The organism is Acinetobacter sp. BY419, assembly GCF_019038395.1.
Taxonomy (GTDB): domain Bacteria; phylum Pseudomonadota; class Gammaproteobacteria; order Pseudomonadales; family Moraxellaceae; genus Acinetobacter.
This window is the reverse complement of record NZ_JAGFXZ010000002.1, coordinates 80,354-96,050: the sequence shown is the minus strand read 5'-3', so window position 1 is coordinate 96,050 and position 15,697 is coordinate 80,354. Positions and strand designations below refer to the sequence as shown.

Genomic DNA, 15,697 nt, shown 5'->3' with positions numbered 1-15,697 from the left:
TTAGATCAGGATTTGATAAATTCCGTAAAGGGCAATGATCAGCAGAATCATGCCGCACAAGGCCAGCAAATGTGGGTAAAGCCGAGAACGGGATAAACGGTTAAAACCCAAATACACCACAGACAGGGTCAGAAAATCCAGTATGATCCAGCTCAGGGTTAAAATCATTAAACTCAGATCAAGATCAAGCGTAATCTCAACAAACTGCGGAAAGAAAGCAGCAAAGAAAATAATATCTTTAGGATTGGAAATACCGACCAGAAAACCTTGCTGAAAGCCGCCACATACTAGAGATGACTTTTCTTGAGCTGCCTCTGCTTGCTCAAAGAAAACCTCCCGGAATATTTGCAGCCCCAGATAGCCGATATAGAGACAGCCCAGTAGCTTGATTGCATCCAGCCAGTGATCATTGATGACCAACAAACCTTTTAGGCTTAATACGGATAAAGCAATGAGGATCAATGAAGCGAAATTGGTACCAAAGATGGTTCTTAAAGCCGCAGCATAACCGCCTTTTAGACCGGCACTGGCTACCAACAGCATCACTGGACCAGGCGTAGCGATCATCACTACAACAGCCAGACAATACAAGATATATTCACTGATATTCATGCCTTTCCTTAGCTGTTATTATTTTGCGGCATAAAAAAGAGGACTTAGTCCTCTTCTTGCATATGAATCAGATGCTGACTGATGCCATCCGCCCGCAGAAAAGCCAGATCATAACTTGCGGTGGCCAAGGCCAGAATACGGCGTTCGAACTCATCCCAGAGCGGACGTACCTGCTTATAATGAATACCCAAGCCACTATCGTCTGTAAAATGACGATTTTTTTCACACAGCTTTAAAGCATGATACAGCTTGCGCCCCTGGGAAGCATCATCACGCAAGCGCACTCGTTTTGAAAGCACAAAGCTTTGCACCTTGACAATGTCGGCATGCGGCAACAGTGGTACCAGAATCTGATCCAGCTGTGCATCCAGACGCTGCCATACGGCACGATGCTGCTCGGCACTATAAGTATTCCAGTGAATCACTTCATGATTAAAACGGCGGCAACCACGACATACCGCATCACCAAATACGGTCGAGCAACGTCCTGCACATGGGGTTAAAGACGCAATACGACGATCTGAACTCAAAACACACTCCAAAGATACTGCCACTTTCAGTATCTGCATCTCTGCACAAAATTCTGGGCCGGGCATGACTATACACGCTCTCCCCCATGAATTGAAGCCTGTCAAAAGACTCGTGTTTTACTCGCTTATTCACTCGAATCAAGCTAAAATGTGCGCCTTTCAAATATCATGCTACGTTGGAGTATTCCATGAACGCTACTGTAGAACAGCTTGCACCTGTAGAACAGCAAGCGACGACTGGTTGGGTTGTTGCCGCACTTTATCAATTCAAAGAAGTTCAAGATCCTGCCGATCTTCAGCAACGTCTTTTGGACCTGGTAAAATCCATCAACCTTTGCGGTACTCTGATTGTGGCAGGTGAAGGCATTAACGGTACGGTTGCAGGCGACCGTGCTTCGATTGATCAAATTCACCAGTTCCTTCTAAATGAAGGTTTTAACGAAATGGAATACAAAGAATCTGACAGTTCTGAAAAGCCCTTCCGTAAAATGAAAATTAAATTAAAAAAAGAAATCGTGACTTTAGGTGTGGAAGTAAAACCGCGTGATTTAGTTGGTCACTATCTTGATCCCAAAGAATGGAATGAACTGATTGCGCGTGATGATGTGATTCTAGTCGATACCCGTAACGATTACGAATACAAAGCAGGTACTTTCAAAGGCGCGATTGACCCGAAAACTGAAAGCTTCCGCGAATTCCCTGAATACGTGAAAAATAATCTGGAACAGCACAGAGACAAGAAAATTGCGATGTTCTGTACCGGGGGCATTCGCTGTGAAAAATCCACTTCACTTCTTCTACAAGAAGGCTTTACAGAAGTCTATCATCTAAAAGGCGGAATTCTAAAATACCTGGAAGAGACTCCGGCCGAAGAAAGCATGTGGGAAGGCGAATGCTTCGTATTCGATGGCCGTACTGCGGTGACGCATGGTGTCGAAGAAGGTCAAAACACCAAGTGTCATGCCTGCGGCTGGCCTTTGCTTCCAGAGGAAGTTGCGCTGCCAAGTTATGAACATGGTGTCTCTTGCGTGTACTGTATTGACAAGACCACGGAGAAACAAAAAGACGGTTTCCGTATGCGTCAGTCACAAATTTTAGCAGCAAAACGTAAACGCCTCTAACTCCATATTTTGTAATGAAATAATATAAAAACCCTCTTCGGAGGGTTTTTTGTTTACATAAAAATTACAACTGCAATAAAACTCTTACCAATCCTTTACCAAGAACCTCATTTTTTTTCAAACAAGATTGTTAGTCTAATGATACGGTGATTTACATGCTAAGTCTTTCATTATTAACTGAAATTTTTAAATGAAAAGGAATATAAAATGTCAGGCTCACTTGCTCAAGATTCAGACAATCTGGTTCATTTCCAACCTCAAGAAAATATAAAGCTACAACGACTTCATCAAATTACTGAGGAGCTTGAACATCAGTCACATTTATTTGTCGTCATTCTGGGAACTGTTATTGGCGCGATTTTGGCGCTGTTCATTGGTTACCATATCAATACCGGTATCATACATTTCATCCTGCTGAGTATTTTGCCGGTGTGCTTGGCCTATTTCTTACGTAAAGTTTATATTTATACGCTGACGCATAGCTGATTCTGTCTGAGCATTTATATTCCAAGACTTTACCGCACCAAAAATACTGCTTAGGATACAGGCAGTATTTTTTATTTTGCCAATTATATGAATCTGACCGAATGGATTATTTCCATCATGGAGCAACTGGGCTACTGGGGCATTGCCCTGCTCATGTTCCTGGACAATGTCTTCCCCCCTATCCCTTCCGAAATCATTATGCCTTCTGCCGGCTATTCAGCTTCTCAGGGTGACTTAATACTAATCGGGGTGATCATGGCCGGTTGCATCGGCTCGTTGCTCGCAGCCGCCTTGCTGTACTGGATTGGCTATAAATTCAACCATGACTCTATTTTTAAATTTGTCGATCGTTATGGCAAATATTTATTTATTAAATCAGAGGATGTAAGAAAATCACTGAACTGGTTTGAGCATTATGGCCACCGGATCGTGTTCTTTGGCCGCATGATTCCTGCCGTCCGTTCGCTGATCAGTATTCCTGCCGGCATGAGTCACATGCCCTTTTGGAAGTTCATGTTCTATAGCGCACTCGGAACCATCATCTGGACCACGTTTCTGGCCTGTGTTGGGTTTTATTTTGGCGAAAACCAGCAGTTGATGCATCAGATTTTCAGTAAAGTCAGTTATGTGATTATTGCGATTGTTCTCGCAATTATTGTCTGGGCTTTCTACCGTAGACAGCAGCGCAAAAATCGTCCATCCTGAATAGACCTCAGCATAAGGAGGTTAAAACGATGTCACATTATCTTAAGTATTTCGCCACCGTTTATCTGACCTTGGTTCTATTGGTAGGCATACTCATCTATGTATTCAATCTGGGTGTCATTCTTCTGATTCCCGCCCTGATTTTTTCTGCCTTTTTCAGTGCCCGATATTTTGTTAAGAAAGAACTGCGCCTGCCAACTCAGGAAGAGAAAAGCAAACTGGTATGGGGCTCCACTATCATTGCCATGACATTCGAGTTTGTCTTGTTGTTTATTGTCATCTGGCTCCACCCTCAGGCAGATGAAATTTATAGGGCCATAAGCTATGCAGGAAGAGGACCAAATTCATTTCTGGTGGCTGCCGCCATTGCCTTGCATGCCTTGCTGTTCCATATCGCCTACAATGGCTATGCACGCTACAGTCTGGCTAAGCGCACAGGCCTAGAGAGAGAGCAGGATTGAATAAGTCTTGCTGCTGTAAAAGTCCAAAGCTAAAAAAAGCACCGTACGGTGCTTTTTTTATGAATTATTCTGGCGTGTGATACATCAGATACAATTCATTTAAGTTTTCTGGAATTTCTTCTGCAAGTTCGTCCATTAACTGGCCATTACGACGGAAAGTTTCCATTTGTGGATCTTCATCGTCGATGCCACTGAAGACCATGATTGGCAAGGTTAAATCTACCAACTGCTCTTCAAATTCTTCAGTAAACCAAGCGTCTTCGTTCAGGAACATGGCATCTACAAAGCCCACACTCCAGTCACCCAAACTTGATTCAGTATCAGCTTCTTCAATTTCAAACGGGAATGTAATCCCTTCTTCATTGGCTAAGCTTTGACGAATAGACTCTAACCATGCTTGCACCTGAGTAATGATTTCTGCAGGCACTTTCTTTTGATTACTATCAAAAAGTTCGTCTAACCATTTGTCGAATTTTGGGCCTACTGCAATAGCACATAAGAAACCATGGGTTGCAGCGAAATCTAGACCATGTTCATTTTGGTCACCATCTAGATATTCACTCAACAGGTCTAAATCTAAAGCACTCATCTAACATCCAAACTTAGAAAACCGAAAGGTTTAGCATAGCATTTATTCAGGCGATGCTAAATCCGAATTCGTTAATCTTCGTCCTCAAAATCGTCGTCATCGTCGAAGTCATAGTCAAAATCTTTGAGTTCGCGCTCCAAGCGACGTTGTAAAAGTAAATCATCAATCAGACGACGTTTTTCCAACGACTCTTTGGCACTCAGCTTGCTGGAAGCCTCATCGAAATTAACATCATCCTCACCGAAGTTATCATCTAGTTCAAAATCTGTAGAAGACACTAAAACTTCCTCATAGTGAAAAATGTAAATGGTTTTAGCGCTATTTATCTTGCCTAAAATCACAAGTCAAGTTTTATTTAAATTTTCGTATTTTAAATTTGTAAATAGGGCTTTTTTCTAAGTTTATTGTGTGGCATGATATAATCCACCCTGCGTCCTTATGTTTTTTGACTACATATTTTTTGGTCAAATACAGATACGCAGGGGTTGGACTTGAAAATAACAAATTCACCCCCATCTTAAATTACTGAATTTCATTTTAAATATTTTATCAGACAGCCTTAACGCTGAATATCCTGATGAAATATGTAGGCTATTCACTAAATTTAATGAGCTTAAGTCGTGCAAAGCTGTACGATTTTTTACTGTCACAGATTCAACGAAGAGTAAGCAAAAGATGAGCGATATAACTTCCCCTACTTCTCAAGTAGCGGCTCTGATTAGCCGAGGCAAAGAACAAGGTTATTTAACCTTCGCTGAGGTTAACGATCATCTGCCGGACTCCATCACCGAAAGCGAGCAGATTGAAGATATCATTCAGATGCTGAATGACGTTGGTATTCCTGTACATGATCGTGCGCCTGAATCTGATGATACGATGTTCGAGGATACTGCAGAAGCTGCCGATGAAGTTGCAGAAGAAGAAGCTGCAGCAGTACTTGCATCTGTAGAAAATGAGCCAGGTCGTACCACTGACCCAGTCCGTATGTATATGCGTGAAATGGGTACCGTTGAGCTTTTAACACGTGAAGGCGAAATTAGCATTGCAAAACGCATCGAGGAAGGTATTCGTGATGTTTTGCACTCGATTGCTTACTGGCCGAATGCGGTAGAAGTTGTACTCCAAGAATACAAAGATTATGAAGCGGGCGAACGCCGTCTTTCTGACCTTTTATCAGGTTACTTAGACCCTGAATCAGATGAAGAAATTCCTGAAGTTCTAGAAGAAGAAGCCGTACTTGCTGTTGTAGATGAGACTGACTCGAAAAAATCGACCAAAGACGTAAAACTGGACGATGATGAAGAGGAAGAAGCTGAAACTGAAACTGAAGATGATTCAGAAGCTGACTCTGGCCCAGATCCTGAAATTGCCAAAGCGCGTTTCACTGAACTGGAAAATGCATGGCTGCATACCAAAGCGATGCTTGAAAAATATGGTCGTGACAGCAAACAGGCTGAAGAAGCTTTGCAGGCACTTGCAACTGTATTCATGATGTTCAAATTCACCCCGCGCCTGTTCGATATCATTTCTGAAATGATTCGTGGCACGCATGACCAGATTCGTGGTGCAGAACGTGAAGTAATGCGTTATGCAGTGCGTCGTGGCCGTATGGATCGTACTCAATTCCGTACCAGCTTCCCAGGCCAGGAGTCGAATCCAGCCTGGTTAGACGAGCAGATTGCGAAAACCCCTGCTGACCAGAAAGCTTATCTGGAAAAAGTACGTCCAGATGTATTAGCCTTCCAGCAAAAAATTGCTGATATCGAAAAAGAACTAGGTCTTGATGTTAAAGGCATTAAAGACATTGCCAAACGTATGGCAGTCGGTGAAGCTAAAGCACGTCGTGCCAAGAAAGAAATGGTCGAAGCCAACTTGCGTCTGGTGATTTCGATTGCGAAAAAATACACCAACCGTGGCTTGCAGTTCCTGGATCTGATTCAGGAAGGTAACATCGGTCTGATGAAAGCCGTAGACAAGTTTGAATACCGTCGTGGTTATAAATTCTCGACTTATGCGACTTGGTGGATTCGTCAGGCAATCACCCGTTCGATTGCGGATCAGGCGCGTACCATTCGTATTCCAGTACACATGATCGAAACGATCAACAAGATCAACCGTGTATCTCGTCAGCTTCTACAGGAAATGGGCCGTGAACCGACACCTGAAGAACTGGGCGAACGTCTGGATATGGACGAAGTAAAAGTACGTAAGGTGCTGAAAATTGCGAAAGAACCGATTTCAATGGAAACACCGATCGGTGATGATGAAGATTCGCATCTGGGTGACTTCATTGAAGACAGCAATATCACTTCACCAATTGATGCTGCCACGTCTGAAGGCCTAAAGGAAGCAACACGCGAAGTTCTGGAAAACCTGACCGAACGTGAAGCCAAAGTCCTGAAAATGCGTTTTGGTATCGACATGCCGACTGACCATACCTTGGAAGAAGTGGGTAAACAGTTTGATGTAACACGTGAACGTATTCGTCAGATTGAAGCGAAAGCACTGCGTAAACTTCGCCATCCATCGCGTTCAGAACACTTACGTTCATTCCTTGAGAATGATTAAGATTTGATGCTTGTTATGGAGACTTGAAATTTGATTATCAGTCTCCATTTTAAGTACCAAGACAGACCCAAACGCCTGCATGATTGCAGGCGTTTCAAATTAGGGGGGACTACCATGTTAGACCGCACACCTTCTCGCGAATTACAGGAACATCTCTGGGTGTTCCCGATGGACTATCCAATTAAACTGATTGGCTTTGCTGGTTCTGAACTGCATCAGGCCGTGAATGATATCTTTGTAAAGCATTTTCCTGACTTTGATGGCAGCCAAATGACAGTAACGCCTTCGCGTACTGGCAAATATCATTCGATCACTGCCCAACTGCGTTTTCTGGAACTGGAACAGGTTCATGCAGTATATGCTGACCTGGCAGCTTGTCCGCTGATCAAAACTGCGCTTTAAGCCTTATTTTGCTTCAGGCTTGATAAATATAAAGAGACACGCTTCAGGGCGTGTTTTTTTCTGCCTGTACCAAGCTAAGCTAGTGGTGAAATATTGCCGATCCTTACCCCCATTTCATGCCGAAATCATTATAATTATGACCAGTTTTTTATAATTACCAAGGACACTCCCTGTGACTGATGTGCTGCAAAAGCCCGAGCTGATCATTCGTCAATATCACGATCTTACGCCTTATGAAGATCGTTTTCTGGAAATGAAAACATTTACGGAAAACCGTGATGAACATAGCCCGGATCAATTGTGGATTCTGCAACATCAGGACGTATTGACTCAAGGTCAGGCCGGCAAGCCAGAACATATTCTGATACCGAGCAATATCCCGGTGATTCAGACCGATCGGGGCGGTCAGGTTACTTGGCATGGTCCAGGTCAATTGGTGGCATATTTCATGTTTGACCTGAATCGACTGGGCTGGAATGTGCGCACACTGGTATCTTATACTGAAAACCTGATGATTGATCTACTGAAAAAATACGGCATCGATGCTTATGCCAAACCAGATGCACCGGGTGTATATGTGGCTGAGCGTAAGATTGGTTCATTGGGTTTTAAAATTCGTAAAGGCCGTAGCTATCATGGTCTTTCCCTGAATCTGGATTGTGACCTGAGCGGATTTAATACCATTAACCCTTGTGGTTATGCGGGACTGGAAATGGTTCGCATGAGTGACCTGCTAGCACAACCACCACAATTCAACCAGTTATGTCGTGAAATTATTGAAACTTTGCGCCACAGCGGTTACTTTAATCAGGTAACTGTCGAGCAAAGATAAAGCCTTTGCATTTCACCCCCAAATAAATTAGAGTATTTACTCTAAACTAATAATATCGAGATAGGGATCATCACGTGATTGCAACTAAATCCGTAAAACCCGCTTTGCAGCTTGCCTATGTCAAACTCATGATGGATGTGATTGGCCGCGGTCTGGTCATGGCAAGTCAGGTGGATGAAGAAATCAAACAGGAAGTGGCTCATTTTCCCGTTAATTTCAGTCTTTCCATGAAAGTCTTTCCGCATGGCCCGGCCTTTGTGGCGCGGGTCACCGAAAACAAACAGTTGGAACTGGTCAAAAATCTGGAAAAAGCGCCTGATTTAACCATTACCTTTAAGCACCTGCACCATGCCTTTTTGGTATTTTCTTTTCAGGAAAGTACCTCTCAAGCTTTTGCCAATGACCGCATGATTGCCGATGGCGATATTTCTAATGCCATTCGTCTGGTACGCTGCCTGAATAAAATGGAAGCACTGATTTTACCCAAACTGGTGGCGCAACTGGCTGTCAAAGAATATCCAAGCAATCTCAGCCTAAAAGAAAAACTAAGCGAAGCGAGCAGCATTTATCTAAAAATCGCTCAATCTTATTTAAAACGGAGTGTATAACATGGCTAAACCTTATTATGAATTTTTCTGTCCGGTCAAGGTGATTGCCGGTCATGCCGCGTTAGAACATATTCCGTTTGAACTTGCGACTCTGGGCGCAAAACGTCCACTCATCATTACTGACAAAGGTGTACGCGCCAACAATCTGCTGGCACCGATTGAAGCTGCATTTGAAATGGCGGATGCCGCGATTGTAGCAATTTTTGATGACGTCCCACCCGACTCTAGTTTGGGTACCGTACGCAGGGCGGCAAAGCTGTATCGTGAAAATCACTGTGATGCGATTATTGCCGTAGGCGGTGGTTCAGTCATTGACACTTCCAAAGCCACCAATATTCTGGTGTCGGAAGGCGGTGATGACCTATTGAAATATTCTGGTGCACATAACCTGCCTAAACCACTGAAGCCATTTTTTGTGATTCCAACCACCTCGGGTACAGGTTCAGAAGTGACTATGGTCGCTGTCGTATCTGATACTGAGAAGAACGTTAAAATGCCGTTTGCATCTTATTATCTGATGCCGCACGCTGCGATTTTAGATCCGCGCATGACCCAGACTTTGCCGCCACATTTAACCGCCATGACAGCAATGGATGCCATGACCCATGCGGTCGAAGCTTATACTTGCATGGCAGCCAATCCGATTTCGGATGCTTATGCGACTGCCGCCGTCAAGAAGATCAGTACCCATCTATTTAATGTGCTGGATAATCCTTCCGATGCACAAGGCCGTCTGGAACTGGCTCAGGCTTCGACCATGGCAGGAATTGCATTTTCCAACTCGATGGTTGGCATAGTGCATTCACTTGGACACTCGCTCGGTGCTGTGGCCCACCTGCCACATGGCCTGTGCATGAACTTGTTCCTGCCTTATGTGCTGGAATACAACAAAGAGGTCAATGGCGATAAGATTGCTGACCTCTTACTCCCTTTGGCCGGCCCGGATATTTATGCGCAAACGCCAGCGCATTTGCGCGCAGACAAAACCATTGCGACCATTCTCACCATGCGTGACCGTATTTACAGTCTGACCAAATTGCCACGCACATTACGTGAAACTGCTAAGATTTCTGAAGCACAACTGGATGAAGTGGCGGAGAAAGCCTTAAATGATGGTTCCATCATTTATAACCCGAAAGAAGCCACTCTGGAAGATTTAAAATCTATCTTAAAAAAGGCTTGGTAATTACTGAAAAATAAGCCAATATAGCGAAAATTAAAGCCTGATGTTTTTTTAAACATCGGGCTTTTATCTTGCATAAGCAAAAAATTCAATTTGTTTTTTGAATGGCACATTTAATGCAGGACAAAAGTCAAAAAAATAGCTAGTAAAAGCCGCTCTTTTCAAGTAGATTGGCGGGCTTTTATAGAAAACTGTAGGGGGGATCGTTCGTCTCAAACGATCCTTATTAAATATGACTGATCCTTGATCAACGATTAAGAGGATAACGCCGTTGACTAATATTACTGGGACTCAATCGGCAGCTAAACTGCAAAAAACGCTAGGTCTCTGGCACATCATTATTATTGGTTTAGCTTATATTCAACCCATGACCTTGTTTGATACTTTCGGCCTAGTATCTGCAGAAAGTAACTTCCATGTTCCTACCTCTTACATTTTTGCATTAATTGCAATTTTGTTAACCTCTTTAAGCTATGGTCATATGATTCGTCGCTACCCATCGTCGGGTTCGGCCTATACCTATGCACAAAAATCCATTCACCCGAATGTGGGCTTTATGGTGGGATGGTCATCTTGGCTCGATTATTTATTGTCGCCGATGGTCAATATTATTCTTGCGGTCATTTACCTCGAAGCGTTATTCCCTGATGTGAATCATTGGGTATGGGTCGTTGTACTCACGGCATTCATGACTGGGGTCAACTTACGCGGTGCGCGTTTCGTGGCCAACTTTAACAGTCTGATTGTGTTCGTACAGTTGATCGTGATTGCGGTATTTACCTGGATGGTCTACAGCAAATTACAAGCTGGCTTTAATGCGGATGGCCCGATCACGGCCGAGCAGCGTTATCAGCTCTGGAGTCTGGAACCGTTCTGGAATGAGCTCACATCAGTAGGTGCACTAATTACTGGTGCTACTTTACTGTGCTTCTCATTCACCGGTTTTGACTCTTTAAGCTCGCTGGCTGAAGAAACCAAAGATACTGAAAAAACCTTGCCTAAAGCGATTTTCTTGACCGCTTTAATTGCAGGTATCATTTTCATTATCAGCACTTACTTCATGCAGATTTACTTCCCGAATAATCCGAGCACATATTTCCAGAATATTGCTGAAACTCAGCCGGAAATTTTGATGCTGGTGGGTGGTTCATTATTCCAGGCGTATGTACTTGGTTTTGCAATCATTACCGTCATGGCATCAGGGATCTCTGCACATGCAGGTGTATCACGTCTGATGTATGCCATGGGTCGTGATGGCGTAATCAACAAGAAAATATTCGGTCATATCAGCCCGAAAAACTACACACCGTCTTATAACATTATGATTGTCGGTACTGTAGCCTTGACAGCGGGTTTCATGGACCTGGATTTTGTGATTTCGTTGATCAGTTTTGGTGCCTTGACTGCATTCAGTTTTGTGAACCTGTCTGTCATTTCACGTTATGCATTGCGTGATGGCCGTACCCAGTCAGCAAAAGAAATCCTGAACTTCGTTATTGTGCCACTTGCAGGTTTCATTGCCGTGTTTGCCTTATGGCTCGAAGTTGATCAAACCTCATTGAAATATGGTCTGATCTGGGCATTTGGCGGTATCTTGTACCTGGGTTATAAAACCAAAGGCTTCAAGCACCCTGCACCTCAGCACAATGAATTTGACGATAAATAATATCGTTCCAATTCAAATAAAAAAGGCGCTTAGTGCGCCTTTTTTATGTCTTTTATTTTTTGATTTGACTAACGCAGATGGCAATCAAAACCCATCCGGGTATTGACCCGATTATTTTCATAACCCAGTTTTTCAATAAACAGGCTGCGATTGGACAGTAACTTTTGGTCTTCTGAGTTTAAACGGGCTTTATTCTTGACGGCCAGCTGATACATTTCATCTACGACACCCTGAAAAATTTCACAGACTTCCTGACGCTTGGCCTGCTTTAACTTACGCCCTCGCCAGGTCCATTCAAAATCATCTGCATCCAAGCTCTGTCCCCACTTTTCGATACGCGCATCTAAACGTTGCTGCATATTGAGCAAGCCCTGCTGTATTTCTGCTTGAGTAATGGGCTGGACTTCCTTTGCTGCCGGTGTAGCAGCACGACCCTGTTCCGCACTCACGGAAGCAGCCATGATTCCAAGGCAACATGCGATGACAAGTTTTAATAGAGGCTTCAAAGCTGCACCTTTTATTGTCTTTGATGAAATTTCAAACCCAAGCATACAATGAAGTACAAAGCAGTTTATGTATCTGTTACACAAAATAAAAAAGCCACCCGAAGGTAGCTTTTAAAATTATCGCAGATTTCAGCTTAAAGGGTTTTAAAACCCTGCTGACGCCAAGTCTCATAGACAATCACTGCGGTGGCATTTGACAGGTTCAGACTACGAGAGTTCTCTGCCATGGGTAAACGAATCCAGTGCTGCTGCGGGAACAGCATACGTACCTGCTCCGGTAGACCACGAGTTTCCGGCCCCATTAACAAGGCCACAGGACGGTTTAAGTCCGAGGTATGTGGCGTTGCAGAACCTTTAGTGGTGAGTGGATAGACTGCATCCAGACCAATGCCTTTGCTTGCCAGATCGGCCAGACAGTCTTCGATATTTTCCCAAATCTGCATATTGGCATATTCATGATAATCAAGGCCGGCACGTTTCAGCTTTTTATCATCCAGTTCAAAACCTAGCGGCTTGACCAGGTGCAATTGCGCGCCCGTATTGGCACACAGACGAATGATATTACCTGTATTTGCAGGAATTTCAGGCTCATATAAAACAACGTGGATCACAGAATTTCTCTACTTGGGGTATAAGTGGCAGCTTATTGCCACTGCAATTGTTCACGCAAGCGAACTACTTCACCAATAATGGTTAAAGTCGGTGCTTGAATCTGATGTTCAGATACTTTGGATGCAATGTCTGCCAGGGTTCCCACCACTACTTTCTGCTCAGGGGTCGTCCCTTTAGAGACCAGCGCCACCGGCATATCTGCACGTTGACCATGGGCAATTAACTGTGCACAGATTCTTTCCAACCCCACCAGTCCCATATACAGCACCAAGGTCTGGTTTTCATAGACCAGCTGACTCCAAGGCAGTTCAGGCGAACCTTCTTTTAAGTGACCTGTCAGGAAACGCACACTTTGTGCATAATCCCGATGGGTTAATGGAATGCCGGCATAGGCCGAACAACCTGAAGCTGCGGTAATACCCGGAACCACCTGAAAAGTAATACCTGCCGCAAACAGTTCTTCAATTTCTTCGCCACCACGCCCAAAGATGAACGGATCACCGCCTTTGAGACGACAAACACGCTTCCCTTCACTGGCATATTTGACCAATAAGGCATTAATCCCATCCTGCGGCACCGCATGATTGGAACGCGCCTTACCGACATAGATCTTTTCCGCATCACGGCGACACAGATCCATAATTGGCGCTGAAACCAGACGGTCGTAAATGACTACATCTGCTTGCTGCATCAAACGCAAGGCTTTTAAGGTCAACAGTTCTGGATCTCCAGGACCGGCACCCACCAGATAGACTTCGCCTTTTGGCTGTTTCCATTCCTGTAATGCCTGCTCGATCAGACGATCTGCTTCGGCAATATTGTCGTTAAACACCTGTTCTTTCAGCGGACTGGCGTACAGATCTTCCCAAAAAATCCGGCGTTCATCCGGATTGAGGATTTTAGCTTTCACTGTACTGCGCCATTTTCCTGAAAACTCAGCCAGCTTGCCCATCCCATGTGGAATAGCCGTTTCAAGCTGAGTCCGAATTTGCCGTGATAACACCGGCGATGTGCCATTTGATGCCACCGAAATCACCAGCGGCGAACGGTCAATAATTGCAGGCACCATAAAACGACAATGCGGTAGATCATCAACACTGTTGACCAGCACATTTTCCACTTCACACAGTTCAAAAACCTGACGATTCACAGCAGGATCATCGGTCGCTGCAATCACCAGACGATATGGGCGTAACGCAACTTCAGGATGGAAAGCTGCCTGCGCATATTGTCCTTGTGTGCTTTGCACGATTCGCAACAAACTCTCTTCAATTTCAGGCGCAATCACATGAATGACCGCGCCGGCTTTTTGTAGTAGCAGTGCTTTACGGTAGGCAATATGTCCACCACCGACAATCAGACAAGGTTGCTGTTGCAACTTTAACGAGATTGGAAAGATATCCACGAACTACCTCAAAATTTTAAATCTGACTGTCTATGCAATTTTCATGCATATTTAGGGATACCGAGATCGACGATTAATCGATATAGGTCGCACCACCCATATATGGACGTAATACTTCAGGAATCTCAATCGAGCCATCGGCACGCTGATAGTTTTCCATCACTGCAAGTAAAGTACGACCGACTGCCAGACCTGAGCCATTCAAGGTATGTACAAATTCAGTTTTCTTCTGATCGGCACGGTAACGCGCTTTCATACGACGCGCCTGGAAATCACCCATATTTGAACAAGACGAAATTTCACGGTAAGTATTCTGGCTTGGAACCCACACTTCCAGGTCATAGGTTTTTGTTGCACCAAAGCCCATGTCACCGCCGCAGAGTAGAATTTTACGGTATGGAAGTCCGAGTGCTTGCAAGATGCCTTCAGCATGGCCCGTCAGTTCCTCAAGCACTTGCATCGAAGTTTCAGGCTTCACAATCTGAACCATCTCAACTTTGTCGAACTGGTGCTGACGGATCAAACCGCGGGTATCACGACCATAAGAACCCGCTTCACTACGGAAACATGGCGTATGCGCTGCATATTTCAGTGGCAAACGGTCTGCATCAATGATTTCGTCACGCACAAAATTCGTCACTGGCACTTCAGCAGTTGGAATCAGATAAAATTCTTTTTCGCCCTGCAGTTTAAACAGGTCTTCTTCAAATTTAGGGAGCTGACCTGTGCCGCGCAATGAATCTGCATTGACCAGATAAGGCACATAGGCTTCGGTATAACCATTTTGGTCTGTATGCGTATTCAGCATGAACTGGGTAAGGGCACGTTGTAAACGGGCTAAAGGACCTTTCAATACGCTAAAACGTGAACCGGTTAATTTGGTCGCGGTTTCAAATTCCAGACCGCCCATCATTTCACCGAGGTCAGTATGGTCTTTGATTTCAAAATCAAATTCACGTGGCGTACCCCATTTCAGGATTTCCACATTATCGCTTTCGTCTTTGCCTTCGGGCACAGCTTCATCTGGCAAGTTCGGAATAGACAGTAATTTTTCTTCAAGCTCAACTTGCAGTTCAGCCAGTGCTGCTTCAGCCGCTTTGATTTCATCACCAATCGCAGACATGCGTGTCATGATTTCAGAGGCGTCGCCACCTGCTTTTTTAATTTGACCGACTTGTTTGGCACCGGCATTACGTTCAGCTTGCAGTGTTTCTGTCTTGGACTGAATCTCTTTACGGCGTGCTTCTAGGGATGCCCACTCTTCAACATTGAGTTGAACACCACGTTTTGCCAAGGCTACATTTACAGCCTCAATATTATTTCTAAGTAATTTCGGGTCGATCATAATCAATCTTTGCAGAAGAAAAAAACTGGCTATAGTGTAAGCTCTTAACGTCAAAAAATACAGTGA

18 protein-coding genes are annotated in these 15,697 nt (G+C 44.2%); 10 read left to right on the top strand and 8 right to left on the bottom strand.

Annotated elements, in window-relative coordinates; genetic code table 11:
* Together KUG37_RS01295 and KUG37_RS01290 are read right to left on the bottom strand one after the other, a co-directional pair.
* Window positions 1-612 carry a LysE family translocator gene (locus KUG37_RS01295; RefSeq protein WP_216933840.1) on the bottom strand — a complete coding sequence of 204 codons (612 nt, stop codon included), beginning with the start codon at window positions 610-612 and terminating at the stop codon, window positions 1-3.
* Window positions 613-656: 44 nt separating this feature from the next.
* Window positions 657-1,142 carry a DUF1289 domain-containing protein gene (locus KUG37_RS01290; protein WP_216933838.1) on the bottom strand — a complete coding sequence of 162 codons (486 nt, stop codon included), beginning with the start codon at window positions 1,140-1,142 and terminating at the stop codon, window positions 657-659.
* Window positions 1,143-1,330: 188 nt separating this feature from the next.
* On the opposite strand from KUG37_RS01290, the gene KUG37_RS01285 reads away from it, so the two are divergent.
* The 4 genes from KUG37_RS01285 (at window position 1,331) to KUG37_RS01270 (ending at window position 3,915) form a co-directional block, all read left to right on the top strand.
* Entirely contained in the window at window positions 1,331-2,263 is a 933-nt protein-coding gene (locus KUG37_RS01285) for a rhodanese-related sulfurtransferase (protein WP_216933837.1), read from the top strand.
* A gap of 207 nt (window positions 2,264-2,470) precedes the next feature.
* A complete protein-coding gene (locus KUG37_RS01280; RefSeq protein ID WP_216933836.1) occupies window positions 2,471-2,749 on the top strand; it encodes an FUSC family protein in 279 nt (92 codons plus the stop codon).
* A gap of 87 nt (window positions 2,750-2,836) precedes the next feature.
* Window positions 2,837-3,454 (top strand): DedA family protein, encoded by a 618-nt coding sequence (locus tag KUG37_RS01275; protein ID WP_216933835.1) that lies wholly within the window; start codon window positions 2,837-2,839, stop codon window positions 3,452-3,454.
* Between the two features lie 29 nt (window positions 3,455-3,483).
* Window positions 3,484-3,915 carry an ABZJ_00895 family protein gene (locus KUG37_RS01270; RefSeq protein WP_216933834.1) on the top strand — a complete coding sequence of 144 codons (432 nt, stop codon included), beginning with the start codon at window positions 3,484-3,486 and terminating at the stop codon, window positions 3,913-3,915.
* A gap of 64 nt (window positions 3,916-3,979) precedes the next feature.
* Here KUG37_RS01270 and KUG37_RS01265 read toward each other — a convergent pair whose 3' ends face one another.
* Both KUG37_RS01265 and KUG37_RS01260 read right to left on the bottom strand, forming a co-directional pair.
* Window positions 3,980-4,504: a YecA family protein gene (locus tag KUG37_RS01265; protein WP_004280621.1), complete on the bottom strand. Its 525-nt coding sequence runs from the start codon at window positions 4,502-4,504 to the stop codon at window positions 3,980-3,982.
* 71 nt (window positions 4,505-4,575) lie between these two features.
* A complete protein-coding gene (locus KUG37_RS01260) occupies window positions 4,576-4,782 on the bottom strand; it encodes a PA3496 family putative envelope integrity protein (protein WP_216933833.1) in 207 nt (68 codons plus the stop codon).
* A 226-nt stretch (window positions 4,783-5,008) separates the two neighbouring features.
* Here KUG37_RS01260 and rpoD point away from each other — a divergent pair, with 226 nt between their 5' ends.
* The 6 genes from rpoD (at window position 5,009) to KUG37_RS01230 (ending at window position 11,763) form a co-directional block, all read left to right on the top strand.
* On the top strand, window positions 5,009-7,072 hold the full coding sequence (gene rpoD, locus KUG37_RS01255) for an RNA polymerase sigma factor RpoD (RefSeq protein WP_367947469.1): 2,064 nt from the start codon (window positions 5,009-5,011) through the stop codon (window positions 7,070-7,072).
* A 114-nt stretch (window positions 7,073-7,186) separates the two neighbouring features.
* The gene (locus tag KUG37_RS01250; RefSeq protein WP_216933829.1) at window positions 7,187-7,474 is read left to right on the top strand and encodes a YbeD family protein; all 288 of its coding nucleotides are present in this window, start codon (window positions 7,187-7,189) and stop codon (window positions 7,472-7,474) included.
* A 172-nt stretch (window positions 7,475-7,646) separates the two neighbouring features.
* Window positions 7,647-8,306, top strand: a complete 660-nt coding sequence (lipB, locus tag KUG37_RS01245) for a lipoyl(octanoyl) transferase LipB (protein ID WP_216933827.1) — start codon at window positions 7,647-7,649, stop codon at window positions 8,304-8,306.
* 74 nt (window positions 8,307-8,380) lie between these two features.
* The gene (locus KUG37_RS01240; protein WP_216933825.1) at window positions 8,381-8,914 is read left to right on the top strand and encodes a hypothetical protein; all 534 of its coding nucleotides are present in this window, start codon (window positions 8,381-8,383) and stop codon (window positions 8,912-8,914) included.
* 1 nt (window position 8,915) lies between these two features.
* On the top strand, window positions 8,916-10,100 hold the full coding sequence (locus tag KUG37_RS01235) for an iron-containing alcohol dehydrogenase (RefSeq protein ID WP_216933823.1): 1,185 nt from the start codon (window positions 8,916-8,918) through the stop codon (window positions 10,098-10,100).
* 268 nt (window positions 10,101-10,368) lie between these two features.
* Complete coding sequence (locus KUG37_RS01230) at window positions 10,369-11,763, top strand: APC family permease (RefSeq protein WP_216933821.1); 1,395 nt, start codon at window positions 10,369-10,371, stop codon at window positions 11,761-11,763.
* Window positions 11,764-11,831: 68 nt separating this feature from the next.
* Here KUG37_RS01230 and KUG37_RS01225 read toward each other — a convergent pair whose 3' ends face one another.
* The 4 genes from KUG37_RS01225 to serS all read right to left on the bottom strand — a co-directional run bounded on the left by KUG37_RS01225 (window position 11,832) and on the right by serS (window position 15,631).
* Entirely contained in the window at window positions 11,832-12,224 is a 393-nt protein-coding gene (locus KUG37_RS01225) for a hypothetical protein (RefSeq protein ID WP_254202554.1), read from the bottom strand.
* A gap of 179 nt (window positions 12,225-12,403) precedes the next feature.
* Window positions 12,404-12,880, bottom strand: a complete 477-nt coding sequence (locus KUG37_RS01220) for a tRNA (cytidine(34)-2'-O)-methyltransferase (protein WP_216933817.1) — start codon at window positions 12,878-12,880, stop codon at window positions 12,404-12,406.
* Between the two features lie 32 nt (window positions 12,881-12,912).
* The gene (gene cysG / locus KUG37_RS01215) at window positions 12,913-14,286 is read right to left on the bottom strand and encodes a siroheme synthase CysG (protein ID WP_216933815.1); all 1,374 of its coding nucleotides are present in this window, start codon (window positions 14,284-14,286) and stop codon (window positions 12,913-12,915) included.
* Between the two features lie 73 nt (window positions 14,287-14,359).
* Entirely contained in the window at window positions 14,360-15,631 is a 1,272-nt protein-coding gene (serS, locus tag KUG37_RS01210; RefSeq protein WP_216933813.1) for a serine--tRNA ligase, read from the bottom strand.
* Window positions 15,632-15,697 lie beyond the last annotated feature (66 nt).

What these genes read in the sequence shown, in the direction of transcription:
- KUG37_RS01295 (WP_216933840.1), bottom strand. Translation starts at nt 612, where the DNA reads ATGAATATCAGTGAATATATCTTGTATTGTCTGGCTGTTGTAGTGATG.
- KUG37_RS01225 (WP_254202554.1), bottom strand. Translation starts at nt 12,224, where the DNA reads ATGGCTGCTTCCGTGAGTGCGGAACAGGGTCGTGCTGCTACACCGGCA.
- KUG37_RS01280 (WP_216933836.1), top strand. Translation starts at nt 2,471, where the DNA reads ATGTCAGGCTCACTTGCTCAAGATTCAGACAATCTGGTTCATTTCCAA.
- KUG37_RS01270 (WP_216933834.1), top strand. Translation starts at nt 3,484, where the DNA reads ATGTCACATTATCTTAAGTATTTCGCCACCGTTTATCTGACCTTGGTT.
- KUG37_RS01250 (WP_216933829.1), top strand. Translation starts at nt 7,187, where the DNA reads ATGTTAGACCGCACACCTTCTCGCGAATTACAGGAACATCTCTGGGTG.
- KUG37_RS01235 (WP_216933823.1), top strand. Translation starts at nt 8,916, where the DNA reads ATGGCTAAACCTTATTATGAATTTTTCTGTCCGGTCAAGGTGATTGCC.
- serS (WP_216933813.1), bottom strand. Translation starts at nt 15,631, where the DNA reads ATGATCGACCCGAAATTACTTAGAAATAATATTGAGGCTGTAAATGTA.
- KUG37_RS01275 (WP_216933835.1), top strand. Translation starts at nt 2,837, where the DNA reads ATGAATCTGACCGAATGGATTATTTCCATCATGGAGCAACTGGGCTAC.
- KUG37_RS01285 (WP_216933837.1), top strand. Translation starts at nt 1,331, where the DNA reads ATGAACGCTACTGTAGAACAGCTTGCACCTGTAGAACAGCAAGCGACG.
- KUG37_RS01265 (WP_004280621.1), bottom strand. Translation starts at nt 4,504, where the DNA reads ATGAGTGCTTTAGATTTAGACCTGTTGAGTGAATATCTAGATGGTGAC.